The 25,202-nt window shown below is 68.4% G+C and carries 22 protein-coding genes and 4 pseudogenes; 16 read left to right on the forward strand and 10 right to left on the reverse strand.

Annotated features, from left to right (window positions below; genetic code table 11):
• Window positions 1–275 precede the first annotated feature (275 nt).
• Window positions 276–2,375, reverse strand: coding sequence for a S9 family peptidase (locus tag G4G29_RS08665; protein WP_183152504.1), 2,100 nt, complete (start codon window positions 2,373–2,375; stop codon window positions 276–278).
• A 155-nt stretch (window positions 2,376–2,530) separates the two neighbouring features.
• Between G4G29_RS08665 and G4G29_RS08670 the strand changes: the two are divergent.
• Both G4G29_RS08670 and G4G29_RS08675 read left to right on the forward strand, forming a co-directional pair.
• Window positions 2,531–3,929: pseudogene (locus G4G29_RS08670) on the forward strand (inorganic phosphate transporter).
• Entirely contained in the window at window positions 3,926–4,261 is a 336-nt protein-coding gene (locus G4G29_RS08675) for a peptidase (RefSeq protein ID WP_183152505.1), read from the forward strand. The pseudogene G4G29_RS08670 and the gene G4G29_RS08675 overlap by 4 nt, the downstream one beginning before the upstream one ends.
• 20 nt (window positions 4,262–4,281) lie before the next feature.
• Here G4G29_RS08675 and G4G29_RS08680 read toward each other — a convergent pair whose 3' ends face one another.
• Entirely contained in the window at window positions 4,282–4,848 is a 567-nt protein-coding gene (locus G4G29_RS08680) for a TetR/AcrR family transcriptional regulator (RefSeq protein WP_183152506.1), read from the reverse strand.
• A 59-nt stretch (window positions 4,849–4,907) separates the two neighbouring features.
• Between G4G29_RS08680 and G4G29_RS08685 the strand changes: the two genes are divergently transcribed.
• Both G4G29_RS08685 and G4G29_RS08690 read left to right on the forward strand, forming a co-directional pair.
• Window positions 4,908–5,828, forward strand: a complete 921-nt coding sequence (locus tag G4G29_RS08685) for a metallophosphoesterase (RefSeq protein WP_183152507.1) — start codon at window positions 4,908–4,910, stop codon at window positions 5,826–5,828.
• A gap of 61 nt (window positions 5,829–5,889) precedes the next feature.
• Complete coding sequence (locus tag G4G29_RS08690; protein WP_183152508.1) at window positions 5,890–7,350, forward strand: aspartate ammonia-lyase; 1,461 nt, start codon at window positions 5,890–5,892, stop codon at window positions 7,348–7,350.
• Between the two features lie 65 nt (window positions 7,351–7,415).
• On the opposite strand, the gene G4G29_RS08695 is transcribed toward G4G29_RS08690, so the two are convergent.
• Window positions 7,416–8,285, reverse strand: coding sequence for a fumarylacetoacetate hydrolase family protein (locus tag G4G29_RS08695; protein ID WP_183152509.1), 870 nt, complete (start codon window positions 8,283–8,285; stop codon window positions 7,416–7,418).
• Window positions 8,286–8,373: 88 nt separating this feature from the next.
• Here G4G29_RS08695 and G4G29_RS08700 point away from each other — a divergent pair, with 88 nt between their 5' ends.
• The 4 genes from G4G29_RS08700 to G4G29_RS08715 all read left to right on the forward strand — a co-directional run bounded on the left by G4G29_RS08700 (window position 8,374) and on the right by G4G29_RS08715 (window position 11,640).
• Complete coding sequence (locus G4G29_RS08700) at window positions 8,374–9,765, forward strand: PrsW family intramembrane metalloprotease (protein WP_244632544.1); 1,392 nt, start codon at window positions 8,374–8,376, stop codon at window positions 9,763–9,765.
• A complete protein-coding gene (locus G4G29_RS08705; protein WP_183152510.1) occupies window positions 9,647–10,327 on the forward strand; it encodes an alpha/beta hydrolase in 681 nt (226 codons plus the stop codon). Before G4G29_RS08700 ends, G4G29_RS08705 begins: the two co-directional genes overlap by 119 nt.
• Before the next feature lie 208 nt (window positions 10,328–10,535).
• The gene (locus tag G4G29_RS08710; protein ID WP_183152511.1) at window positions 10,536–10,904 is read left to right on the forward strand and encodes an FKBP-type peptidyl-prolyl cis-trans isomerase; all 369 of its coding nucleotides are present in this window, start codon (window positions 10,536–10,538) and stop codon (window positions 10,902–10,904) included.
• A gap of 181 nt (window positions 10,905–11,085) precedes the next feature.
• Window positions 11,086–11,640 carry a YceI family protein gene (locus G4G29_RS08715; protein WP_183152512.1) on the forward strand — a complete coding sequence of 185 codons (555 nt, stop codon included), beginning with the start codon at window positions 11,086–11,088 and terminating at the stop codon, window positions 11,638–11,640.
• Window positions 11,641–11,674: 34 nt separating this feature from the next.
• Here G4G29_RS08715 and G4G29_RS08720 read toward each other — a convergent pair whose 3' ends face one another.
• Window positions 11,675–12,967 (reverse strand): MFS transporter, encoded by a 1,293-nt coding sequence (locus tag G4G29_RS08720; protein ID WP_183152513.1) that lies wholly within the window; start codon window positions 12,965–12,967, stop codon window positions 11,675–11,677.
• A gap of 186 nt (window positions 12,968–13,153) precedes the next feature.
• On the opposite strand from G4G29_RS08720, the gene rpsO reads away from it, so the two are divergent.
• On the forward strand, window positions 13,154–13,423 hold the full coding sequence (gene rpsO, locus G4G29_RS08725; protein WP_055993247.1) for a 30S ribosomal protein S15: 270 nt from the start codon (window positions 13,154–13,156) through the stop codon (window positions 13,421–13,423).
• A 109-nt stretch (window positions 13,424–13,532) separates the two neighbouring features.
• Here rpsO and G4G29_RS08730 read toward each other — a convergent pair.
• Window positions 13,533–14,536 (reverse strand): annotated as a pseudogene (locus G4G29_RS08730) (2-oxoglutarate and iron-dependent oxygenase domain-containing protein).
• Between the two features lie 166 nt (window positions 14,537–14,702).
• Here G4G29_RS08730 and efeU point away from each other — a divergent pair.
• The 3 genes and pseudogenes from efeU to efeB all read left to right on the forward strand — a co-directional run.
• Window positions 14,703–15,584: pseudogene (gene efeU / locus G4G29_RS08735) on the forward strand (iron uptake transporter permease EfeU); the annotation flags it as partial.
• Between the two features lie 54 nt (window positions 15,585–15,638).
• Window positions 15,639–16,870, forward strand: a pseudogene (gene efeO / locus G4G29_RS08740) (iron uptake system protein EfeO).
• Window positions 16,871–16,908: 38 nt separating this feature from the next.
• Entirely contained in the window at window positions 16,909–18,213 is a 1,305-nt protein-coding gene (gene efeB, locus G4G29_RS08745; protein ID WP_183152514.1) for an iron uptake transporter deferrochelatase/peroxidase subunit, read from the forward strand.
• 6 nt (window positions 18,214–18,219) lie between these two features.
• On the opposite strand, the gene G4G29_RS21805 is transcribed toward efeB, so the two are convergent.
• Genes G4G29_RS21805 through G4G29_RS08755 form a run of 3 tightly spaced genes read right to left on the reverse strand, consistent with a single transcriptional unit; the run spans window position 18,220 to window position 20,239 of the window.
• Window positions 18,220–18,528, reverse strand: a complete 309-nt coding sequence (locus G4G29_RS21805; RefSeq protein ID WP_244632546.1) for a hypothetical protein — start codon at window positions 18,526–18,528, stop codon at window positions 18,220–18,222.
• A complete protein-coding gene (locus G4G29_RS21810; protein WP_244632547.1) occupies window positions 18,507–19,076 on the reverse strand; it encodes a serine hydrolase in 570 nt (189 codons plus the stop codon). The genes G4G29_RS21805 and G4G29_RS21810 overlap by 22 nt, the downstream gene beginning before the upstream one ends.
• A 23-nt stretch (window positions 19,077–19,099) precedes the next feature.
• The gene (locus tag G4G29_RS08755; protein ID WP_183152515.1) at window positions 19,100–20,239 is read right to left on the reverse strand and encodes an acyltransferase family protein; all 1,140 of its coding nucleotides are present in this window, start codon (window positions 20,237–20,239) and stop codon (window positions 19,100–19,102) included.
• A gap of 110 nt (window positions 20,240–20,349) precedes the next feature.
• Between G4G29_RS08755 and G4G29_RS08760 the strand changes: the two genes are divergently transcribed.
• Both G4G29_RS08760 and G4G29_RS08765 read left to right on the forward strand, forming a co-directional pair.
• A complete protein-coding gene (locus G4G29_RS08760) occupies window positions 20,350–21,576 on the forward strand; it encodes an LLM class flavin-dependent oxidoreductase (protein WP_183152516.1) in 1,227 nt (408 codons plus the stop codon).
• A 1-nt stretch (window position 21,577) separates the two neighbouring features.
• Entirely contained in the window at window positions 21,578–22,222 is a 645-nt protein-coding gene (locus G4G29_RS08765) for an FMN reductase (protein ID WP_183152517.1), read from the forward strand.
• Window positions 22,223–22,324: 102 nt separating this feature from the next.
• Here G4G29_RS08765 and G4G29_RS08770 read toward each other — a convergent pair whose 3' ends face one another.
• Together G4G29_RS08770 and G4G29_RS08775 are read right to left on the reverse strand one after the other, a co-directional pair.
• Window positions 22,325–22,501: a DUF5302 domain-containing protein gene (locus G4G29_RS08770; RefSeq protein ID WP_183152518.1), complete on the reverse strand. Its 177-nt coding sequence runs from the start codon at window positions 22,499–22,501 to the stop codon at window positions 22,325–22,327.
• A 31-nt stretch (window positions 22,502–22,532) separates the two neighbouring features.
• The gene (locus G4G29_RS08775; protein WP_244632548.1) at window positions 22,533–23,126 is read right to left on the reverse strand and encodes a VTT domain-containing protein; all 594 of its coding nucleotides are present in this window, start codon (window positions 23,124–23,126) and stop codon (window positions 22,533–22,535) included.
• Window positions 23,127–23,336: 210 nt separating this feature from the next.
• On the opposite strand from G4G29_RS08775, the gene G4G29_RS21815 reads away from it, so the two are divergent.
• Complete coding sequence (locus G4G29_RS21815; RefSeq protein WP_345941178.1) at window positions 23,337–23,855, forward strand: glycosyltransferase; 519 nt, start codon at window positions 23,337–23,339, stop codon at window positions 23,853–23,855.
• On the forward strand, window positions 23,852–25,192 hold the full coding sequence (locus tag G4G29_RS08780) for a glycosyltransferase (protein WP_244632549.1): 1,341 nt from the start codon (window positions 23,852–23,854) through the stop codon (window positions 25,190–25,192). The genes G4G29_RS21815 and G4G29_RS08780 overlap by 4 nt, the downstream gene beginning before the upstream one ends.
• Window positions 25,193–25,202 lie beyond the last annotated feature (10 nt).

Below are 25,202 nucleotides of genomic sequence, written 5' to 3' on the forward strand. Positions count from 1 at the left end.
GCACCGTCGTGCTGACGCACCCATTCATCTGCAGAGATCGTCACGGCCCCACCCTGGCCGACGCTCGGCATGCCGCGGGGCGGTCGAGCCGCGGTAAGGGGACAAGTGCGACGGCTCGGCAGTTGTGGAGGAGTCGACGCATCCGCTCTGCTGCAATCGGAACAGGCGATAGCGCCGCATCAGGCAGGAAGTGAAGGAATTAGCCTGATTCGGCGTGATCGCCTGAACTCGCGTGATGTCTGAGGCCGCTGCAGGGTCGAGCGCGGCCGCTGCGCTCAGTCCTCGGCCAGGCCGAGCGTGTCGAGCAGCCACGCGAGTTCGAACGCCCGCTCCTTCCAGGAGTTGTAGCGCCCGCTGACCCCGCCGTGCCCCGCGACCATCTCGCACTTGAGCAGCACATCGGAGGCCCCGGCCTCGCGCAGTCGTGCCACCCATTTCGCAGGCTCGACGTACAGCACCCGGGTGTCGTTGAGCGAGGTCACCGCGAGTATGCGCGGATACTTCACGCCTTCGCGGACGTTCTCGTACGGGGTGTAGGACTTCATGTACTCGTACACGTCCGGGTCGTGAAGAGGATCGCCCCACTCGTCCCACTCGATCACCGTGAGCGGAAGCGACGGGTCGAGGATCGTGGTGAGGGCATCCACGAACGGGACTCCGGCGAGGATGCCGGCGAAGAGCTCGGGCGCGAGATTGGCGATCGCGCCCATCAGCAGACCTCCCGCGCTGCCTCCCTCCGCCACAAGCTGACTCGGCGCGGTGACACCGGTGGTGACGAGGTGCTCGGCGCAGGCGACGAAGTCCGTGAAGGTGTTGCGCTTGTTCAGCAGCTTCCCGTCTTCATACCACTGGCGACCCATCTCTCCGCCGCCGCGGACGTGCGCGACCGCGAAGACGACCCCGCGGTCGAGCTCGGAGAGACGAGCGACGGAGAATCCCGGGTCGATGGAGTGCTCGTAGGAGCCGTAACCGTACAGGTGCACAGGTCGGGTCCCGGCCCCCGGCTCCCCGAATGCGCGCTTCCACACGAGGGAGATCGGCACGCGCACCCCGTCGGACGCCGTCGCCCAGTCGCGTCGCTGACCGTACTCGGCGGGATCGTAGCCGCCCAGCACGGTGACCTGCTTCCGAAGGATGAGTGTCCGGTCTGCCAGATCGAGGTCGTACACCGTGCCCGGGGTCACGAACGACGTGTACCCGAGGCGGAGGAACGGCGAGTGCCACTCCGGGTTCCCGCTCACGCCGGCGGAATAGAGAGGCTCGTCGAACGGGATCTCGTCGACGGCGTCCGTCGCGTAGTCGAGGAGTCCGACGCGCTCGAGGCCTTCGCTGCGGTACTCCACGGTCGCGAAGTCGCGGAACGCATCCATGCCGAGCAGACGCCGTCCCGGTTCGTGCGCGATGACCACGTGCTTCTCGCCCCGAGGGTCGGACGCCGCCACGGAGACGAGTTCGAAGTCGAGAGCGTCATCGTTGTGGAGGATGAAGAGGCGGTCCTCCCCGTCCACCACGGCGTGGTCGATCGAATACTCGACGCCCTCGCGGCGGGGCCAGACCAGTCGCGGCTCGGCGGTGAGTTCGCCGGTCAGATCGACGAGGTACTCCTCGCTCGTGATGCTGGACCCGACGCCGATCACGAGGTACCGGCGGCTGCGGGTGATCCCGGCGCCCAGCCAGAACTTCTCGTCGGGTTCGTGGAAGAGGCGGACGTCGTCGGCGACCGGTGTTCCGAGACGATGCAGCCACAGCGTGTCGGGGCGCCACGCCTCGTCGCGTGTCGTGTACAGCACGCCCGTGCCGTCCGGTGTGAAGAACGCGCCGCCGGTGTTCGGGATCTCGTCCTCGAGCGTCTCGCCCGTGGTGAGGTCGCGCACGTGCACGGTATAGAGCTCGTCGCCCTCGAAGTCGGTCGACCACAGCAGCTTCGTCGCATCGTCCGAGGTGTCGAAGGCGCCGAGAGAGAAGAACTCGTGGCCATCGGACTCGACGTTCCCGTCGAGCAGGACGACTTCGCCGGGTACCGGGACCCCGGGCACGAGCGACGGGGGAGTCCAGTCGTCTTCGGCGGCGGCCGCCCGGCAATGGATGCCGTACTGGGCGCCCTCCTCCGTGCGGCTGTAGTACCACCAGCCGCCGCGGCGGGTGGGCACCGAGAGGTCGGTCTCCTGGACCCGTGCCTTGATCTCCTCGAACAGCCGACTGCGGAGATCGGCCAGATGCGCGGTCGCGGCATCCGTATGCGCGTTCTCGGCTTCGAGGTGCGCGATGACCTCTTCGGAGTCCTTGGCCCTCATCCATTCGTACGGGTCGTCGAACGTGTCGCCGTGGTGCGTGCGGAGGGTGGAGCGGCGTGCGGCCAGGGGAGCGTCAGTCACCGTCCCACGCTATCCCAGGTCGAGTTGACCGGCACGGGGGAGGGTGGGAGGATTTACCGGGGCCGGTTAACGGAAGTCAAACCCACGGTGAACTCTTCGTTCGTCACGTCGATCCCGTCGACAACTCCTTCTTCCTCAACGACCGAAAGCGAACGGTGGAAACCGCAGCCCTCATCGTCGTGCTCGTCATCGCGCTGGCACTCTTCTTCGACTTCACCAACGGCTTCCACGACACCGCGAATGCCATGGCGACGCCGATCGCCACGGGTGCGCTGAAGCCCAAGACCGCCGTCCTCCTCGCCGCCGTCCTCAACCTCGTCGGCGCGTTCCTGTCGACGGAGGTCTCGAAGACCATCTCCGGCGGCATCATCCGCGAGGACGCGATCATCTCCGCGGGGGCGGATCTCTTCCTCTCCCTGATCTTCGCAGGCCTGATCGGCGCCATCACCTGGAACATGCTCACCTGGCTCCTGGGGCTTCCCTCGAGCTCCTCGCACGCGCTCTTCGGCGGTCTGATTGGGGCGACGCTGGTCGGCGCAGGCCTCGGCGGCATCGACTTCGGCATGGTGCTCTCGAAGATCGTGCTCCCTGCCCTCATCGCGCCCGTGACCGCGGGTCTCATCGCCTTCGCGGCGACGAAGATCGCCTACTCCGTCACCCGCCGTTACGACGGCAAGCCGGACGGACGCGACGGCTTCCGCTGGGGGCAGATCTTCACCTCGTCCCTCGTCGCCCTCGCGCACGGTACGAACGACGCGCAGAAGACCATGGGCGTGATCACCCTGGCGATGATCACGATCGGCTGGCAGTCGGGTGCGCATCATGAGCCCGAGCTGTGGGTCATCATCGCGTGTGCCTTCACGATCGCACTCGGCACGTACCTCGGCGGCTGGCGCATCATCCGCACCCTCGGAAAGGGGCTGACCGACGTCAAGCCCGCCCAGGGGTTCGCGGCTGAGAGCTCGACTGCGGCGACCATCCTCGCCTCGAGTGCCCTGGGCTTCGCGCTGTCGACCACCCAGGTGGCATCCGGATCGGTGATCGGCTCGGGTCTCGGACGCCGAGGATCGACCGTCCGCTGGCGGACCGCCGGCCGGATCGGCATCGGCTGGTTGCTGACACTCCCGGCTGCAGGCGGGGTCGGGGCGCTGGCCGCGCTTCTGGTCGTGTGGCTCGGCAACTGGGGTGTGGCGATCGACGCGGTTCTGGCACTCGTGATCATCCTCGGCCTGTTCATGCGCTCTCGGCGGAACGCGGTCACCCCGGCGAACGCGATGAGCGATGTCGCCGAATCGGGAATGGCGATCGACCTTCCCGACACCCCCTCCTCCGACACGCCGCCAGCAGCGCATCGAGCAGGCCAAGGCCGAGGCGAAGGCGCGAGCGGCGGCTCGGGAAGAGGCGAAGGCCCAGACGAAGCGTGAGGCGGCCGCCAAGGCGAAGAAGAAGGCTCAGGACAAGGCGAGCGCGAAGGCATCCAAGTCGGGGGCGTCCTCGACGACCGGGGTGTCATCGAAGAATCCTGATGCGCCTCGGAGCGGGGAGTCGGAATGAACGTCGTCATCGACTGGGTCGCCTTCCTCCAGGTGTTCCTCGCGGCTCTCATCGGAGCGGCCGCGATCGTGACCTTCTACGCGCTCGGTCTCCGACTGCTCGTGCGCAGCGGCCGTGCACCCGTGGTGAGCCCTGCGGAGTTCACGGATGCGATCACCGTGATCACCGAGAAGGAGCTCCGGCGCGCGGAGAAGCAGGCGGCGAAGGCGGCGCGGAAGAGTCCGCTCACCGAAGGGCAGAAGCTCGTCGCCCTCTTCGGCGCCTACGCGTGCTTCGCCCTCTGCGCTGCGGCCGTCGTCGCGGGGATCCTGCTCCTCGTCATCGGCCACTGATCGCACAGCGGCGGTCTTCCTCAGCCCAGCAGACCGGCGACGAGGTCGTCGATGATGTCGTCTGTCTCCGTGTCGGGGTCGATCGGCGTCGTGAGGCGATCGAGGAGGAGCCCGTCGATCGCATAGTGGAAGAGTGCGATCTCGCGGCGTCCGCCCGGCAGACCGGCTGTGGCGTTGAAGGCGACGTCGCCGTCGAACCCAGCGCGTTGCCAGGCTCCGAGGACGGCGGCGACCTCCGGTCTGCGGCTGCTCTCGAGGCGCAGCTCGAACAGCGCCAGAGTGACCTCGCGATCCTCGGTCAGGCGGCGGACGATGTCGCGGACGTAGTCGGCGAACAGTGCGGCGTCCGGCACCCCGCTCGATCTCCGTCGGAGGTCATCCGGCGTCGGGGCGAGTCGTTCTCCGATGCGCTCGACGAGTCCGGCGACGAGCGCGTCCCGACTGCGGAAGTAGTTCGACGTGGTTCCCGTCGGGATGCCGGCTGCCACATCGACCGCGCGATGCGTCAATCCGCGGGAGCCCTCCCGTGCCAGCACCGCGAGTCCGGCATCGGCGATCGCCTGGCGCCTGCCCTCGTTCTTCGCCATGAGGCGATCCTAGCCCGAGCACTACACCCGCTGTGGTCGCCGGGCAATAGGGTGATCCCATGTCCGCAGGAACCGCCAGTGCACACGTCTTCGGCCGTCACGAACCCGCATCGCATGTCCTGATCCATGTCAGCGATCCCCACTTCCTCGCCGGAGGGGCTCATCTGGGCGGCCGGTACGACGTGGAGGAGAACTTCGCCCGCACGCTGCACGCGATCCGTGCCGTGCATCCGCATCCCTCGGCGATCGTGATCACCGGAGACCTCGCCGATCTGGGCGAGCCCGACGCGTATCGACGTCTGCGCGCCGCCGTCGAGCCCGTCGCTCGCGAACTCGGCGCGCCGGTGGCCTGGGTCGCAGGGAACCACGACGAGCGTCCTGCCCTGCGCGCGGGCCTGCTCGATCTCGAGCCGACGGAGGACCCGGTGACGGGGGTCTGGGATCTCGACGGGTTGCGACTCATCGCCCTCGACAGCAGCGTTCCCGGCTGGCATCACGGCGATATCGACCGCGACCAGCTGTCCTGGCTCGCGGAGCAGCTCACCGAACCCGCCCCGCACGGCACGGTGCTCGCTCTGCACCACCCGCCGATCCCGAGCCACCTCCCGCTGTTCGACATCCTGGAACTGCGTCACCAGGAGGAGCTCGCTGACGTGATCCGCGGCACGGATGTCAGGGGCATCCTCGCGGGGCACCTGCACTACTCCTCGCAGGGGACCTTCGCCGGGGTGCCGGTGAGCGTGGCGTCCGCGACCTGTTACACGATGAACGTGGCCCGCCCTCCCGCCGAGGTGAACGGCATGGACGCGGCGCAGGCGTTCCACCTCGTCCACGTGTACCCCGATACGATCACGCACACCGTCGTCCCCGTGACAGAGGCGGCGACGGGCGACTACTTCTCCGAGGAGTGGCTGGAGCACATGGCGAGCCTCACACCGGAGGGGCGACTCGAGGCGTTCTCCCGCAAACCCGGTCGATGACCGGCGTAGACTGAAGGCATCCCCCACCCTTCTCACCCGCCACGACCCACGAGGATGTGACATGGCTTCTGCCGCGCCTACCCTGACCCGCACCGAGACCGATTCGCTCGGGAGCATGGAGATTCCCGTCGACGCGTACTGGGGGATCCACACCGCCCGTGCCGACGCGAACTTCCCGATCACGAAGCGGCCCATCTCGGTCTATCCGGACCTGGTGGTCGGGCTCGCGATGGTGAAGCAGGCGAGCGCGCGGGCGAACCGCGAGATCGGCGTGCTCGATCCCGAACGAGCCGACCTCATCGACCGTGCGGCACAGCGCGTGATCGACGGCGAGTTCCACGAGCAGTTCGCCGTCGGCGTCATCCAGGGCGGTGCCGGCACCTCGACCAACATGAACGCGAACGAGGTCATCACCAACATCGCGCTCGAGCTGGCCGGCCGTGAGAAGGGCGACTACGCGTTCCTGTCGCCGATCGACCACACCAATCGCAGCCAGTCCACGAACGACGTGTACCCGACGGCCGTCAAGATCGGCCTCTCACTGACCCTGCGCTCCCTGCTCGAGGAGCTCGACCTGCTGCGTCTGTCCTTCCTCGGCAAGTCGCGCGAGTTCCACGACGTGCTCAAGGTCGGTCGCACCCAGCTGCAGGACGCCGTGCCGATGACGCTCGGTCAGGAGTTCAACGGCTTCGCCACGACCCTCGGCTACGACCACACGCGCCTCACCGAGAACGCCTCGCTGATGTTCGAGATCAACATGGGCGCCACCGCCATCGGCACCGGCATCACGACCCACCCCGGTTACGCCCCCGCCGTGCTCAAGCACCTGCGGGAGATCACCGCGCTCGATCTGCGCACGGCGGGCGACCTCGTCGAGGCCACGAGCGACACCGGTTCCTTCATGTCTTTCTCGTCGACGCTCAAGCGCAACGCGATGAAGCTGTCCAAGATCTGCAACGACCTCCGACTGCTCTCGTCGGGACCGCAGGCCGGGCTCGGCGAGATCAACCTCCCCGCGATGCAGGCGGGATCGAGCATCATGCCGGGCAAGGTCAACCCGGTCATCCCCGAGGTCGTGAACCAGGTCGCGTTCGCCGTCGCCGGAGCGGACATGACCGTGACGATGGCGGCCGAGGCAGGCCAGCTGCAGCTGAACGCCTTCGAGCCGGTCATCGCGCACTCGATCTTCCAGTCGATCACCTGGATGCGTCAGGCCATGTGGACGCTGCGCGTCAACTGCGTCGACGGCATCACCGCGAACCGCGACCGCCTCGGTGCGATGGTGGGCGCTTCGGTCGGTGTCATCACCGCTCTCACCCCGTTCATCGGCTACGCCGCCGCCGCCGCACTGGCGAAGACCGCACTGCTGACCAACCGGAGCGTGGCCGACCTGGTCGTCGAGGCCGGGCTCATGTCCCGCGACGAGGTCGTCAAGCAGTTGTCGCCCGCTCGCCTGTCCGGACTCGAGACCATCACGGCGGCGATCCCGGTGATCGCGCCGGAAGACCTGATCGAGATCTGAGCCACCTCATGCAGTGAAGGGACGGACGCCACGGCGTCCGTCCCCTCACTGCATGCCGGACGACCTCAGTCGGTGATCCGACAGTGCGTGGTGAGCTCGCCGATGCCGTCGATTCCGACGGTGACGGTCGAGTGGTCGCGCAAGAAGATCTGCGGATCGCGGGAGTACCCAGCGCCACCAGGGCTCCCGGTCGAGATCAGGGTGCCCGGCAGCAGGGTGAGCGACTGAGAGAGGTGGGCGATCAGCTTCGCGACCGAACGCACCATCTGGTCGGTGCTCGCGTCCTGGACGGTGTGGCCGTCGACGACGGCCCAGATGTGCAGATCCTGCGGGTCGGCGACTTCGTCCGCCGTCACCGCGAAGGGGCCCGTGGGGGTGAATCCGTCGAAGGACTTGCACCGCGACCACTGCGCCTCCGAGAACTGGATGTTCCTGGCGGTGATGTCGTTCACCACGGTGTAGCCCCAGACGTGCGAGAGCGCATCGGCCTCGCCGACGTCCTTCGCGGGGGTGCCGATGAGCACGCCGAGCTCCGCCTCGTAGTCGACCGCTTCGCTCAGAGACCGTGGCCAGGACGTGGTCTGCTCGTGACCGGTGAGGGAGTTCGGCCACAGCGTGAACACGGTCGGGGCGGCATCGGTCTTCAGGCCGAGCTCGCTCGAGTGCGCGGCGTAGTTCAGGCCGACGGCGAGGACCGCCGGTGGTGCGAGCACTGCGGATGAGAACTCCCAGTCGCCCAGCGGGTGGCGCGGTGCGGTGCTCTGCGCGAGAGCGGCACGCAACTGCTCGAGCAGGGCGTCCCCTCCCTCGATCAGCCGTTGCAGGGTGGCAGGGGCGTCGGTCAGGAGGTCAGAGACGAAGATGGCGTCCGAGTCCTGCACCACGGCGAGCATCGCGCGAGGGGAGTCAGGACGGCGCAGATGAGCGAACCGCATGGTTCTACGGTACCCGGTGGCGGGCTGCGGGCGCGTGGAGGACTCAGCCATACCGGCGCGTGCTCTCTTGTGCCCCTAGGCTTTGCCTATGAGTTTCGGAGGACCGCCCCCGCCGCAGCAGCCATCCCCGTTCACGCCGCCTCCGCGCCAGGGAGTGCAGCCGGGCTATGCCTCCCCGCTGGCTCAGCCGACACCGTACACGCCGCCTGCCCCGGTCGCGCCCGCACCGGCCGAGTCGCTGCCCGCGTTGCCCATGCCGACGCGCAAGGGGCGGACGATCTCGCTGTGGCTGTTCAGCTTCCTCGGCTTCCTGCTTCTCGCGCTGATCGGGTACTTCGGCTGGGCTCTCGGCGTCACGGCATCGGTGGTCGGGCTGATCCTGGCCCTCATCCCGTTGACGGTGGTGTTCCTCGGCGTGCGGATGATCGATCGCTGGGAGCCGGAGCCGAAACGGCTCGTGCTCTTCGCGGTCGCCTGGGGCGCGGTCGCGGCCGTGGGGCTCACACTCCTCGTCGACATCGGTCTGAAGATCCTGATCGGACCCACTCCTGATGCCTTCTCCGCCGTGGTGCAGGCGCCCATCGTCGAGGAGTTCTGGAAGGGCCTCGGCATCTTCCTGATCTTCCTGCTCGCCCGTCGGGCATTCGACGGCCCGGTCGACGGTGTCGTGTACGGCGCGCTCGTGGGCGCAGGGTTCGCGTTCACCGAGAACATCCAGTACTTCGCGCTCAGCCTCATCGAGGGCGGGGGAGAGCAGCTCACCGTGACGTTCGCCGTACGCGCCATCCTCTCGCCCTTCGCGCACGCCATGTTCACCGCCGTCACCGGTTTCGCGATCGGTCTCGTCGCGCGCAGGCACGGGTCAGCGGGTTCCGCGTTCGGGGCGGGACTCGTCGGCATGATCGGTGCTGTCCTGCTCCACGCGCTGTGGAACGGGTCAGCCACCTTCGCCGACTTCTTCGGCCTGTACTTCACCCTTCAGGTGCCGCTGTTCATCGGGTTCATCCTGGGCATCGTGGCTCTTCGCCGGGAAGAAGCCCGTCTGACCCGCGCCCGCCTCGCCGAGTATGCGAGCGCGGGGTGGTTCACGCCCGAGGAGGTCACGATGCTGGCGACGCCGAGTGGGCGCAAAGCAGGCCTCACCTGGGCGCGTGGCCTCCGCGGCGACCGGCGTCCCCTCATGCGGGAGTTCATCAAGGACGCGACCGCCCTGGCCGCGGTCCGCCAACGAGCGATCACCGGACGAGACCCGCTCGCCGTCGAGGACGAGCGCGCCCCTCCTGATCCGCACGCGCGCGGCACGGGCGGCATTGCTGGCCTACTAGGTGCGCCCACGGGATGCGCGGGGGAGAGAGGGAGGCATGAGCACTTTCGTCTTGATCCACGGCGGGGGAGATGTCGGCTGGTCCTGGCATCTCGTGGCCGCGGAACTCGAAGCGCGCGGGCACGAGGTGTTCGCTCCGGACCTTCTCGCCGATGACGACTCGCTGACTCTCGAGGACTATACGGATGCCGTCGTCGCGGCCGTCGGTGCCCGACAGGACACGGTCGTGGTCGGGCATTCGTTCGGGGCGTTCACCGCTCCTCTCGTCGCCGAGCGGCTGTCATCCCGACTCCTGGTGCTGGCCGCAGGCATGATCCCGCTGCCCGGCGAGCCGCCCGAGCGATGGTGGGCGGACTCCGGCTACCTCGCTGCGGCGGAGGAGCAGGCCGCCCGTGACGGCGGGCTGACCGGCAACGACGACCCCTACGTGAGCTTCTATCAGGATGTTCCGCGCTGGCTGGTCGACGAGGCGCTTCGACGAGAGCGCGCACACCCTTCGCGGGCGGCGATGCAGACGCCGTGGCCTCTCGAGAGATGGCCCGACATGCCCACGAGATTCGTCGTGTTCGCGGACGATCGGTTCTTCCCTCCGAGCTTTCTCCGGCGACTCGCGCTGGAGCGTCTCGGAGTCATCGCCGACGAGGTCCCCGGGGGTCATTGCGCCATGCTGAGCAGGCCGAGGGAGATCGCGGAACTGCTGGTCGGCTACCTCGATTGAGTCCGGGCGCGCCTCGCGGACAAGACTCAGCGCCCGGTGCTGCGGCGATGCCTGCGAGTCTCCCGGGCGCTGAGTTGATCTGTAAACAGGGTGCACCCGGCCCTCGCGGGTGTCAAGAGGTTCTTGTCCTCGCTGCTTCTCGGGGTGTTCGCTGTGAGCAGGTGCGATCGCGTTGACCGGGTCAGTCGCGCTCGGGTTTGATGGAGGCATGACTGATCGCACAAAGCCTGAGTTCGATGCCCCCAGCACCCCCGCGCCCGCGGAGCTCGTCATCCGCGACATCATCGAGGGAGACGGCGCCGAGGCGAAGCCCGGCGACACCGTGACCGTCCACTATGCCGGCGTCGAGTTCGACTCCGGCGAGGAGTTCGACTCGTCCTGGGGTCGGGGCGAGACCATCCAGTTCCCGCTTCGCGGTCTGATCCAGGGGTGGCAGGACGGCATTCCCGGCATGAAGGTCGGTGGTCGTCGCGAGCTGATCATCCCCCCGCACCTCGCATACGGACCCGTCGGCGGAGGTCACTTCCTCTCCGGGAAGACGCTGATCTTCATCATCGATCTCGTCGCGGTGGGCTGACCACTCGGGCTCGCGCGGGGCGCTCCTCTTCAATGGAAGAGGAGCGCCCCGTTCTGTGTCGCGAAACTCTTCTCCATTCAGGGGAATACATGCGGGTGAATGTAAGTTGTCACAGGAGTCGCGGTGAACGCGGCCCTTGTCCGAAGCCGCAACAGCGGCCGATGTCTCCAGAGGAGAAACCATGACCAGCATCGACATCCCCGGCTACCGACCCGGCACCTGGGTGCTCGACCCCGCTCACAGCGAGGTCACCTTCAGCGTCCGTCACATGATGATCTCCAAGGTGCGCGGCACGTTCGGGGTCAAGAACGCCACGCTGATCGCACCCGAGAACCCGCTCGAGGCCAAGGTCGAGGCGTCTGTCGACGTCACCTCGGTCGACACCAAGGACGACGGCCGCGATGCGCACCTCCGCTCGGCCGACTTCTTCGACACCGAGAACTTCCCGACCATGGAGTTCGTCTCCACGGGCGCCCGCGTCAAGGGCGACGACCTGTTCGTCGACGGCGACCTCACGATCCGCGGCATCACCAAGCCGGTCAGCTTCGAGCTCGACTTCGGCGGCTTCGGCACCGACCCGTACGGCAACTACAAGGCCGGCGCCTCCGCCAAGACCGTGATCAACCGCGAGGACTTCGGTCTCACCTGGAACGCGGCACTCGAGACGGGTGGAGTGCTCGTCGGCAAGGACGTGACGATCACCCTCGACCTGCAGGGCGCGCTGCAGCAGGACTGATCTCGATCCGGCAGTCTCCCGAACCCCGGGCCCGTCAGGGCTCGGGGTTCTCTGCGTCGTAGTCGTGGAACCGGCGGTTGCGGCGGGAGAGCATCGCGACGAGGGCGATCACGAGCACGCCGCCCAGCAACGGCGGGAACCAGAGCGTGGTGAGCGTGGCCAGCGTGCCGGCGTACAGAGCCCCCACGCGGGGCCCGCCGGCGACGACGACCACGAACAGGCCCTGCAGGCGCCCGCGCATGGCATCGGGCACCGCGGCCTGCATCATGGTGTTGCGATAGATCGAGCTGACGTTGTCGGAGGCACCGGAGAGGGCGAGCGCCACGCAGGCCGCGACGATCAGGCCGACATTCGGTGCGTCTTCGCCGACGGGGGCGGAGAAGGCTCCGACGAGCAGGACGACCCCGAACAGCAGGATCGATGCGCCGTAGGCCTCGACGGCGCGCGCGATGCCCCGACCGTGCCAGCGGTACTGGACGACGCGACCGGAGAACAGGCTCGACGCGAACGTGCCGACGGCCACGGCGGCCGTGAGGATGCCTGTGGTGACGGCACCCCCGCCGAGGAGCACGGTGCCGAGGGCGGGGAACAGCACAAGGGGCTGCCCGAAGGTCATCGCGATGATGTCGATGATGTACTGCATCCGGATGTTGCCGGCCCTGCGGAGGAATCGCCATCCGTCGACGAGCGACTCGAGCCCAGGGCGGACGGTCTCGCCCTCTGGGCGCAGGGTCGGAAGCGTCCACAAGCCGAGGAACATCGACAGCATCAGCACGACGTCGATCGTGTAGGTCCAGCCATAGCCGGTCAGCGCCACGAGGACGCCGGCCAGGGCGGGGCCCGCCATCACGGTGAGTCCGAATGCGACGCCGTTGAGGGCGGACGCGGCGGCCAGCTGCGCGCGCGGGATCAGGCGTGGCACGATCGCGGTGCGCGTCGCCATCCCGACGGAGTTCGCCGCCGAGTTGATCATGCTCAGTGCGTACAGCCACCAGATGGTCTCGGTACCCGTCCAGGTCAGCGCCGCGAGCAGTGCGGTGGATGCGAAGGTGATGGTGGCGGCGATCAGCGCCACCCGGCGACGGTCGAATGCATCCGCGAGCATCCCGCCGTACAAGCCCGCCAGGATCATCGGGACGAGCCCCGCCACCGCGATCATCGATACCGCGAAGGTGCTCTGCGTGAGCACGAACACGTGCAGCATCACCGTGACGATCGTGAGCTGGCCGCCGATGCCCGCGAGGGTCGAGCCGATCCACATCCGCGCGAACGCAGGGCTGGTCTTCAGGGGAGTGAGGTCGATCAGGTGACCGCGTCGGGCGCTCACTCGTCGATCTTCTTCTGCACCTCTCGAGCCTAGTTGAGGCGGAACCGGGGGGCGTCCGGCTGCGGTGCGCGGGAGGAGCCGCCGGCTGGTAGACTCTTCAGGTTGCCGTTCGATCGGCCGCGGATAAAGAGAGCCCACGCATCAGGCGTCGGGCGCCGCGCAACAAGCAGAGAGGGGATCGAATCTATGGCACTGGAAGCAGACGTCAAGAAGGCGATCATCGAAGAGTACGCGACGCACCCCGGTGACACCGGATCCCCCGAGGTGCAGGTCGCGATGCTGACGCAGCGCATCAAGGACCTCACCGAGCACCTCAAGGAGCACAAGCACGACCACCACTCGCGTCGTGGGCTGTTCCTGCTCGTCGGTCAGCGCCGCCGTCTCCTCGGCTACCTCCAGGACATCGACATCGAGCGTTACCGCTCGCTGATCGAGCGTCTCGGACTTCGTCGCTGAGGCACCGCGACCCTGCGTTCAATCGCGCAGAACATTCTTGAGAAGGCCGCCCCACGGTGTGGGGCGGCCTTCGTCATGCCTGGGCCTCGTGCGGGGGTACCGCGGAGCGTCAGGCGGGAGAGGCCACCAGGTCGGCATGGTGGATCGCCGCGACGTCGGGGTGCGCGCGCAGGCGTGACTTGAGTGCGTTCTCGCCGTACAGCGCGTGGATCGGGTTGCTCGGATCCTTCGTGACGCCCTTCGCCTCCGCGGCGAGTTCGGCGGGAAGCTCGATCAACGGGAGCCGCTTGTCGAGCGCGGGGTTGAAGAAGAACGGGATCGAGATGCGGTCGTCGGGGGCCTGGGGCGACACGACGCGATGGTTCGTGGCCTTGAGGTACCCGCCCGTCGCATACTCCAGCAGCTCGCCGATGTTCACGACGAAGGCGCCGGGCACCGGGGAGCGTCGACCCAGGTGCCGTCGCGCTCGACCTGGAGGCCGCCCTTGCCCGGCTCGACCCAGAGCAGGGTCAGGACGCCGGAGTCCTTGTGCGCTCCCACGCCCTGCTGGGGCTCCGGCTCGTGCGTGCCCGGGTATCGGACGATCTTGATCAGCGTCGAGGGCTCGCCGAAGTGCTCGTCGAAGTACGTCTCCTCCGCGCCGAGGGTCTGCGCCCACTCACGCAGGAGCCTGCGCGCGACCTCCGACAGCGTCTCGTGCCACTCGGCGACGACCTCCTGCAGCTCGGGCTGCGCCGACGGCCAGAGGTTGGGGCCGATGAGGCGATTGAACGCAGGGCCGCCGTCGACGGGTTCGCGCTCGGGCCCGATGTCGATCTGCTCGCGCCAATCGACCTGCCCCTGCGTCCGCTCTCCGCCGATGCGGGTGTATCCGCGGAAGTGCGGGCTGTGCACGTTCTCGATCGCCAGCTTGTCCGCTTCGGGAAGGGCGAAGAAGTCGAGTGCTGCGCGGTGCAGGCGGGCTTCGAGCTCGGGGGAGATGCCGGTGCCGGTGAGGTAGAAGAACCCGACGTCGTGCGTTGCGGCCCTGAGATCGTCGCGGAATCGCGCCGCGGCCTCCGGGCCTTCGTCGAGCTGGGACAGGTCGAGGATGGGAAGCGAGAGTTCAGCCATGGACCGAGGGTATGTCGGCTCTCTCGGTGCGAGCTCGACTGTTGCGTCGCATTACCGTCGCGCACATCGAGCACCGCACCCCCGGTTCCGACGCGGGCGGCGCGGGTGCTAGAGTCTCGTGAGTAAGGGCTGCCTTACCTCAGTAATCATCCGGGAGTCAGGCTCCGTGCTCGCCACTTTTCTCATCGGCCTCCGCGAGGGGCTTGAAGCCGCACTCGTCGTCGGCATCCTCGTCGCCTACCTCCGCCGCCTCGGGCGCACGGATGCTCTCCCACGGATGTGGGCGGGTGTCGGACTCGCGATCGCCCTCGCTCTCGGCATCGGCGCTGTCCTCACGTTCGGCGCGTACGAGCTCACCTTCACCGCGCAGGAGCTGATCGGCGGCACGCTGTCGCTCCTCGCCGTCGGCATGGTGACCTGGATGATCTTCTGGATGCAGCGCGCCGGACGCACGATGAAGGCGTCCCTCGAGGGCGGCATCGATCGCGCGCTCACCGTCGGAGGGCTCTGGGCTCTCATCGCGATCGGCTTCGTCTCGGTCGCTCGAGAGGGCATCGAGACGACGTTGCTGCTGTGGTCGATGGTGCAGGCGTTCGGCGACGCGCCGGCGGCGCTGCTCGGGGCCCTCCTCGGCCTCGCGACCGCCGTGCTCATCGGCTGGCTGATCTCCCGTGGCGCGGTCAAGCTCGACCTGCGTCGCTTCTTCGCGTGGACCGGCGGCTTCCTGGTGATCGTCGCCGCCGGAGTCCTCGCCTACGCCTTCATGGACCTGCAGGAGGCGGGCGCTCTTCCCGGTCCGTTCACCGCGGCGGCGCCGATCGACGCGGCGTCCGGCGGGGTGCTCGTCGGGTGGGGCGCATTCCCGTTCGGGTGGGCCTTCGACGCGTCGTCCGTGATCGCGCCGGGGGCACCCTCGCAACGGTGCTGCAGGCGACGATCGGCTTCATGCCGAAGATGACCTGGCTGCAGGTCATCGCGTGGGGTGTACGTCGTCGTCGTCGGCTCGCTGTACATCCGGGGCCTCCGCGTGAAGCGCCCATCCGCACCGCACGCCGCCACGGCCCCGAAGACCGATCCTTCCCCTCTCACCACAAGGAGCAGCATGACCATCTCGCATCGTGTCCTGGGCGCACTGGCCGCGGCTGGCGCCGCAGCGCTCGTCCTGAGCGGCTGTGTCGCGAAGAGCGACGGTGCGGCAGGCGCCGCGTTCGACGTCTCCTCGACGGACGGCGAATGCGCTGTCTCGGCGGACACGGCGAAGAGCGGCACGCTCACCTTCGCCGTGAAGAACGACACCGACCAGGTCTCGGAGTTCTACCTCCTGGCCGAAGACGGACTGCGCATCGTGGGAGAGGTCGAGAACATCGCGCCTGCCGCATCCCGCACACTCACGGTCGTCGCGCAGCCCGGCGACTACTTCACCCTGTGCAAGCCCGGCATGATCGGCGACGGGGTCGGCAAGGCCGCGTTCACCGTGACCGGCGATCGCGTCGCCGTCGACGGCCCCGACTCGGAGCAGAAGCAGAAGGCCGTCGACCTCTACGCGGCATTCGTGAAGGACCAGGTCGGCCAGCTCGTCCCGGCGGTCGAGGATCTCGCCTCGGCCTACGAGGCCGGCGACGACGAGGCGGCACGCGAACTCTTCCCCGGACGCGGGCGTTCTACGAGCGCATCGAGCCGGTCGCGGAGGCGCTGGGCGACCTCGACCCGCGCATCGACTACCGCGAGGTCGACGCCGTCGCCGAGGGGCTGGACTGGACGGGTTTCCACCGCATCGAGAAGGACCTGTGGGTGCCGGCGCAGGATGCGCTGAACGCCGACGGCGAGACGCCGGCGTGGCAGGACTGGACACCGTCGACCCCGCAGGAGCGGGCCGACTACGGCGACCTGCTCCTCGCGGACGTCCAGGAACTCTACGACTACGTCCACTCGGACGACTTCACCACGGCGCTCGAAGACCAGGGCATCGGCGGCATCTCGAACGGCGCCATCGCCCTGCTCGACGAGGTGGCCACCGGCAAGATCTCCGGCGAGGAGGATTGGTGGTCCGGGACCGACCTGTACGACTTCGCGGCGAACGTCGAGGGCTCGAAGATGGCCTTCTCGCTCGTCGAGGACTTCGCCGTCGCACAGGGCGACGCGGGCGCCGCGCTCGTCGATGAGATCGAGGCGGGGTACGCCGCTCTCGAGAACTCGCTCGCCGCACACGGCTCGCTGACCGACGGCTTCGTCGGGTACGCGGAACTGACCGAGGAGAACAAGCGCGAGTTCACCGATCTGATCAACGCGCTGGCCGAGCCGCTCTCGCAGCTCACCGGCACGGTCCTGGACTGATCGATGTCGAGCGCGATCGGACGGGTACCATCACGGACGTGAACGAACCGGAAGCGGAGGCCTCTCGCGACGACGCGCCGACGGAGGCGGTGTCTGCTCCTGGCGGTCTGAGCAGGCGCGGACTGCTCGGCCTCGCCATCGGCGGCGGCGTCGCAGGACTCGCGGTCGGCGCGGGGGCCGGCCTCGCCGGAGGAGTGGCGCTGGGCCGCGCGCGTGCCGCGGATGACGCCCACTCCGCGTACGAGTTCTTCGGCGCGCATCAGGCCGGAATCACCACGCCGGTCCAAGACCATCTGCACTTCGCGAGCTTCGACATGATGCCGCGCAGCGACCGCGACGACCTCATCGGTCTGCTGCAGGACTGGTCGTACGCGGCGTCTCGGATGACGCAGGGGCTCGAGGTCAGTGCGAGCGGCGCCGTCGGGGGTCCCCCCCGAGGCTCCGCCGGAAGACACGGGGAGGCACTGGGCCTTCCTGCGGCGGGGCTCACGATCACGTTCGGCTTCGGACCGAGTCTGTTCGAGAACGAGGAGGGGGATCGCTACGGCATCGCCGCGCAGCGCCCGGGCGGCCTGAAGCGTCTCCCCGCCTTCCTCGGCGACGACCTCGACCCGCAGACCTCGCACGGAGACCTGTGCATCCAGGCGTGCGCAGACGACCCGCAGGTCGCCGTCCATGCGATCCGCAACCTCAGTCGTATCGCCTTCGGACGGGCGCGACTGCGCTGGTCGCAGCTGGGCTTCGGCAAGACATCGCGCACCACCGCGACGCAGGCGACGCCACGGAACCTGTTCGGGTTCAAAGACGGCACGGCCAACATCCTGGCCGACGACGACGCAGCGCTCGACGATCACGTCTGGGTCGGCGCCGAGGACGAACCCGCATGGCTGGCCGGCGGCTCGTACCTCGTGGCGCGCAAGATCGCGATGCTCATCGAGACCTGGGACCGGGTTCGCCTCTCCGAGCAGGACTCGATCATCGGGCGGGACAAAGGGGTGGGAGCGCCTCTCTCCGGAGGTGACGAATTCACCGCCCCCGACTTCAGGGGCCACGCGATCGACGCGAACAGCCACGTGAGCCTTGCGCACCCGGAGCACAACGACGGGATCCGGATCCTCCGGCGCGGGTACAACTACGTCGACGGCAACAACGCGCTCGGACGCCTCGACGCCGGACTCTTCTTCCTCTCTTACCAGCGCGACCCCGCGCAGTTCATCTCGCTGCAGCGTCGGCTGTCGACCGATCTCATGAACGAGTACATCCGTCACGTCGGTTCGGGGATCTGGGCGGTACCGGCCGGTGCGGCTCCCGGCTCGTACGTCGGGGCAGACCTGTTCGCCTGAGCGCGTTCAGGCTTCGCGCCGTGCGTCCTCGAGGATGCCGACGACCGATGCCGCCATCGCATCGGCTCCGAAGTGGTCGTGCGCGGTGAGGGTCACGACCGCATCGTCGAGGAAGATCAGCAGCTGTCCATGGGCGCCGTGCAATCGCCAGGCGCGACCGGGGCCACCCCACCCCGCGAGGGCATAGCGATCGTAGCCGGGCGTCTCGCCCGCGACGACCGGGTTCTCGTGCATCGCGTCGATCCCGCGCGCAGACACCAGCTGTCGGCCCTCCCACATCCCACGGTCGCGGATCAGGAGCCCGAGGCGCGCCATCTCGGTCGTGCGGAGGGGCCCCCGCCGGCCTCGATGCGGCCGTTCGGGCTGCGCGCCCAGACGACGTCCGTGATACCGAGCGGAGTGAGCAGTCGCGCGTCGAGGTAGTCGCCCACGTCTCCGACTCTGGTTTCGAGCGCCGCCATCGCGGTGTAGGTGCTGGCGTTCGAGTACTGGAAGGCACGGCCCCGCGACGGGCGGCGGAGGAACTCTCGGGCGAGGTCCGGCCAGTCCGTCATCATCGTCTCCGACCAGGGGAGATCGATACCGCTCGACATGGTCAGCAGGTGGCGCAGCGTCACCTCGTCCACTCCGTCGCCCAGCTCGAAGTCGGGGAGCAGAGCGCCCAGCCTCTCGTCGAGGTCGATCAGTCCGGCGTCGGCAGCGATCGCTGCGGCGAGGACGCAGGCCCCCTTGGCGACGGAGTGCACGTCCTCGCGCACGTCGGGCGCCCAGCGATGCTCGGCAGCATGGGCCCCGACCCGCACGTGGAGGCCATGGGCCTGGAAGCGGGCGGCATCCGCGGCTTCGACGATCCGGTCGCGCACGGCGTGTGCCCGGCTCCCGCTCGTCACGGCGTCGGGCGAGGGCGCCGTGACCCGGTCGGATCGTTGCGTCGCCCCTCTCGTGTCGCGAGCTCGGGGTCGTTGAAGAGCCAGCGCGGTCGCGGCTCGACGAGAGGCCGGAAGAGCCGGCGCACCGGTTTCGTGGCGAGGAGCAGGGCGACGACCACCGAGAGGGCCGTGACCAGCGGCAACCACAGCCACGTCGGCTCGAGGTCGCGCAGGATGCCTGTCTCGCGGAACGGATACAGCACGAACGAGTGCAGGAGGTAGACGTACATCGTGTACTGGCCGAAGCGCGTCCACCAGTACGAGCCGCGGGGGATGAGCACGAAGAATGCGGCGCACAGGACGACGGCGAGCAGCATCAGCGCGATCCGGATGCCGCCGGCCCACCATTGCTCTCCCACCAGGTCCGAATAGGAGTCCTCATAGAAGAGCCAGTGCCGCAGGTCGACCGCCTGCCACAGCGGGAGCCAGTTCCATGCCGCCCATCCGGTCACCGCGATGACGCCGACAGCCGCGGCGCGGATCCACCAGGGACGCAGGTCCAGCAGGCGGAGTCGATCGACGATGTCGCGGTCGCGAAGCCACCAGCCGAGAGCGAAGAACGGCAGGAGGCCGAGGGTGCGCGAGAGCGAGAATGTGCTGTCGACGTTGGGGAGGTAGCCGGAGCCGATGGAGATCACCACGGTCCACAACAACGGCCATCGCAGGAGGGCGAGGTACGGCAGCACGAGTCGGAAGATCCCGAGCGCGAGCAGGAACCAGAGCGTCCAGCTGGGCTGCGTGATGTTGGGGTTCGCCTGGCCCTCCACCAGCCACTTGGTGAGAGTCCACAGCAGCTCGAAGATCACGTACGGCACCAGGATGTCGGTGATGACCCTCGCCATCTGCGTCTTTGTCGGAGAACCGGACTTGGAGAAGTACCCGGAGATGATCGCGAACGCCGGCATGTGGAACGCGTACAACGCCAGATAGAAGGCGAAGGCGATGTCGGAGTCGTAGATGAGCCGTTGGATCGCGTGGCCGAGGACGACGAGCACGATGCAGACGTATCGTGCGTTGTCCCAGAACGGCACGCGTCGACGCTTGCGTGGGATCGCTCCTGTGGTGGGCCCTGAGATGTCCGCCCCGGTACTGCTCATCGTTCGAGGCTACAGCCCGGGAATAAAGTTGCTCTGAGCGCGTTGACACAGATACATTCAAATGAATAGAAACGGATGCGAAGCATCCGGTTCGGAGACACGGAGCAATCATGAGCGAGCAGTCAGGCGCGCAGGCGATGCAGTTCGGCATCATGTCGGTCAGCGACATCACCCGCGATCCCACCACGGGGATCACCCCCAGCGAGCAGGAACGCATCAAGGCGACCACGGCCATCGCCGTGCACGCCGAAGAGGTCGGACTCGACGTCTTCGCGATCGGCGAGCACCACAATCCGCCGTTCTGGTCCTCCAGCCCCACCACCTTCCTCGCGGCTCTCGCTGCGCAGACCGAGCGCCTCATCGTCTCCACCTCGACGACGCTCATCACGACGAACGACCCCGTGCGCATCGCCGAGGAGTACGCGATGCTGCAGCACGTGTCCGACGGGCGCATGGACCTCATGCTCGGCCGTGGCAACACCGGACCGGTCTACCCGTGGTTCGGGCAGGACATCCGCCAGGGCCTCCCGCTCGCGATCGAGAACTACGCACTGCTGCACAAGCTGTGGCGTGAAGACGTCGTGGACTGGGAGGGCAAGTTCCGCACCCCGCTGCAGGGCTTCACCTCGACGCCCCGACCGCTCGACGGCATCGCGCCGTTCGTGTGGCACGGCTCCATCCGCACCCCGGAGATCGCCGAGCAGGCCGCCTACTACGGCGACGGGTTCTTCGCGAACAACATCTTCTGGCCCAAGGAGCACTACCAGCGTCTGATCGAGCTGTACCGCCAGCGGTTCGAGCACTACGGGCACGGCACCAGGGAGCAGGCGATCGTCGGACTCGGCGGTCAGGTCTTCATGGCCGCGAGGTCGCAGGACGCCGTGAACCAGTTCCGTCCGTACTTCGACAACGCCCCGGTCTACGGTCACGGCCCGAGCATGGAGGACTTCACGGAGATGACCCCGCTGACGGTCGGTTCGCCGCAGCAGGTCATCGATCGCTACGCGGGCATGCGCGAGCACTACGGCGACTACCAGCGCCAACTGTTCCTCATCGACCACGCCGGCCTGCCGCTGAAGACGGTGCTCGAGCAGCTCGACATCCTCGGCTCCGAGGTCGTCCCGGTGCTGCGCAAGGAGCTGGCGAAGGATCGACCGGCCGCTGTGCCGGACGCGCCGACCCACGCCGCGCGAGTCCGCGCCGAGTTCGGCGACGGCCCCACCCGTCAGGCGCGTCCCGGCGCCAACCGCGGCGACAACCTGACCGGCGACTCGCCCTACCAGGACACGCCCGCACCGGCGGGCGCAGCATTCGGACTCGGCCGGAAGGAGGCCTGAGATGACCACTCGGAGGATCGCCGTCGTCGCGGCCGGGCTGTCGAACCCCTCGTCCACCAGGATGCTCGCCGACCGGCTGGCCGTCGCCACCGTCCACGCCCTCGCCGAGCGCGACATCGAGGCGAGCGTCGATGTGATCGAGCTGCGGGACTACGCGCACGACATCACGAACAACATGCTCACCGGGTTCGCCCCGCCGGCGCTGGAGACCGCCATCAACACGGTCGTCTCGGCCGATGCGCTCATCGCAGTGACGCCGATCTTCTCGACGAGCTACTCCGGACTGTTCAAGTCGTTCATCGACGTCCTCGACCCCGATGCTCTCACCGGCAAGCCGGTGCTGATCGGCGCGAACGCCGGCACCGCGCGGCACTCGCTCGCGATCGACTACGCCATCCGGCCGCTCTTCGCCTACCTGCACGCCGAGGCGGTGTCGACGGGCGTGTTCGCCGCGTCGAGCGACTGGGGCGGCTCAGGTGACGACGTGGCTCCGCTCGGCAAACGTGTCGAGAAGGGCGCGAACGAGCTCGCGGAGGCCATCGCTCGTCGGGACGCCGCCACGGTGGCGGACCCGTACGACCCCGCCACATACCTCGGCGAAGGACGCTCCTTCGGCCACATGCTGGGCGGCCTCGCCGGCGAGTGATGCTGCGAGCGGTGAGATGACCTCATCCTCGGCGACGGCGTGGACGTCGCGAGGGAGAGGGGACGCGGGAGTCCAGGTGAACGGGCTCCCGCATCCGCGCGGTCAACCGCTCTTGCGTCGGAACTCGCGCCGGGTCTGCGGGGCGTTCGCACTGTGGACGGCGGAATCGCCGTCGAGGTGTGCCTCGCCCTGCCGGTGGTGCGCGTTCTTCTTCTCGAGCGCTTCCTTGAACTTGCGCTTCATCTCCTCAGCGGAGGTGGCGCCTTCTTCGGTGCTCATGCCCCGAGCCTAGAGCACCGGGTGCGGTCTCTCACCCTCTCCTGCGTCGACTGACGAGGTCGATCAGCAGACCGAGACCGATCGCGAGGACCACCGAGACGGGCACCGCGACGAGCGGACCTCCGGGGACGACGGCAGCGACGGCGGCGCCGACCGCCGCCTGGTATCCCGCCCATCCCGTCGCAGCGAGGGCGACCAGAGCGAGGTAGCGGGGCGGATGGATGCGGGACGCTCCGGCCACCAGATTGATCGCGAGTCGCGCGAACGGTACGAACCGGGCGGTGAAGAGGACGGTGGCCGTACCGGTGTCGAGTCGACGCCGCGCCCACGCGAGAGCCTGCTGCACGCGCGCTGCTCGCATCCACCGCCAGCGTTCGGTGCCGACCAGCCGCCCGAGCACGTAGCAGCAGACATCGCCGAGGGTCGCGGCCGCGGCCGCGCACACGACGACGGCCCAGAGCGGCGGAGTACCCGTGGTCGCGGCAAGCGCTCCGAGGGCGGTCACCGCGATCTCTCCCGGCACGACGACGAAGAACGCATCTCCGACGACGAGCAGGCACATGAGCGCCAGACTCCACGGGCCCGCGAGCGATTCGGTGAGCAGGTCGGCAGCCACGTCGTCCACTGTGCCTTCCGGCGGTGAACGGGAACCAAAGGCCGGATAGCCGGTGACCCGCCGTCCAGCATCCGGTGAACATCTGGTGCTGACAGCCGTTTGCGACCGGAGCAGGCCGGGATCGCCGTCATCCTGGGGCTGTGAGAGTAGCGATCGTCACGGAGTCCTTCCTTCCGCACATGAACGGCGTCACCGGCTCGGTGCTGCAGATCCTTCGGCATCTCGAGCACGCGGGTCACGACGCACACGTCATCGCGCCCGCTGCCGACGGGATTCCCGCCCACGTCCACGGCGCGCTCATCGAGGCGATTCCGAGCCTTCCGCTGCCGGGCTATCGCAACGTCAGGGTCGGGACGTCTGGCGCACCGCATCGCCTCGTCGCTCCAGCGGTTCCGACCGGACGTCGTGCATCTCGCCTCGCCTTTCGCGCTCGGCTGGCGTGGCGTACTTGCTGCGGAGCGCCTCGGCATCCCCAGCGCCGCCGCCTACCAGACGGACGTCGCCGCGTACACGGAGCGGTACCGGATCGCCGCCACGACCGGTATCGCTCAGTCGCACATCTCGCGATTGCACCGCCGAGCGACGTTGACCCTCGCTCCATCCGCCGACTCCGCTCAGCAGCTCGCCGAACTGGGGTGGGATCGTGTGCGGCGCTGGGGGAGAGGGGTCGATGCCGAACGCTTCCAGCCCGCACGCCGTGACGCGGCGCTCCGCGCCTCCTGGGGGCAGAGGTCGTGATCGGCTACGTGGGGCGTCTCGCTCCCGAGAAGCAGGTCGAGGATCTCGCCGTGCTGCGCGACATCCCCGGGACGCGAATCGTGATCGTCGGGGACGGACCCAGCAGGACACGGCTGGAGAGCCTGCTCCCCGAGGCGGTGTTCCTCGGACACCTCGACGGTCTGGCGCTCGCGTCCGCGATGGCGTCGTTCGACCTGTTCGTGCATCCGGGTGAGAGCGAGACCTTCGGTCAGACCCTCCAGGAGGCACACGCGAGCGGTGTTCCCGTGATCGCGACCGGTCGCGGAGGCCCCCTCGACCTCGTGCGGATGGGCATCGACGGCTGGTTGTATCGACCGGGGGATCACGCGGACCTTCGGATGCGTGTGGCCGACCTCGCAGGGGACGCCCGAAAGCGACAGGCATTCGGCGCAGCAGGCCACGCCGCCGTGCAGAGCCGCAGCTGGGCGAGCGTCTGCGACCAGCTCCTCGCGCACTACGACGAGGCGCGGACGCTGCACCGGGCCGACAGGGGCGCACGCGCGCGCCGCACGGTCCGGCCCGAGGCGCCTGTGGCGGTGGCACCCCGTCGTTGGCGGCGGTTCGTCGCGCTCGGAGATTCGCTCACGGAAGGACTGTGCGATCCGGCTCCCGACGGTGCTCTGCGCGGCTGGGCGGATCGGCTCGCACTGCTCCTCGCGGCGCAGGGCGGCCTCCACTACGCCAACCTCGCGATCCGGTCGAAGCGGGTGCGTGACGTCCCGGCATGCAGACGGAGCGGGCGGTGGAGCTGCGCCCGACCTCGTCTCGATCCTGATCGGCGCCAACGACCTCGTGAAGCACCACGTGGACGTCCCCGCCCTCGCTCTGGAACTCGAAGGTGCGGTCGTGCGGCTCAGGAGGCCGGCGCCGACGTGCTCCTGGTCACGCCGTTCCTGCCGGGGCGGCGTGCGGCGGTCATCTACACCCGGAGGTTCGCCGCATTCGCCACGGCGTTGGCGGGAATCGCCGCGCGCACCGGCGCCATGCTCATCGACACCGACCTGTATCCGTCTCTCGCGGAGCGGCCCAATTGGGGGGAGGATCTCGTGCATCTGAGCAGTCGCGGGCATCGCTTCCTCGCGTATCGGGCGGGAGAGATGCTCGGTGTGCCCGATGCCGATGCGCTCGGACTACTCGACGCAGCGCTGCACGAGCATGAACCCATCGGCGTCGGGGTGTGGTGGCGTCGTCATGCCCTGCCCTGGGTGTGGCGCCGGCTGCATGGGCGTGCCGCGGGCGACGGCAGGGCGTCGAAGCACCAGGACTACGTCTACCTCGGTAGGACACCGGCCGGTCGCGGCGTGACGGTGGGCTGATCGCAGGACA

The sequence above is a fragment of the Microbacterium sp. Se63.02b genome, assembly GCF_014171575.1.
In the GTDB taxonomy this organism is placed as follows: domain Bacteria; phylum Actinomycetota; class Actinomycetes; order Actinomycetales; family Microbacteriaceae; genus Microbacterium.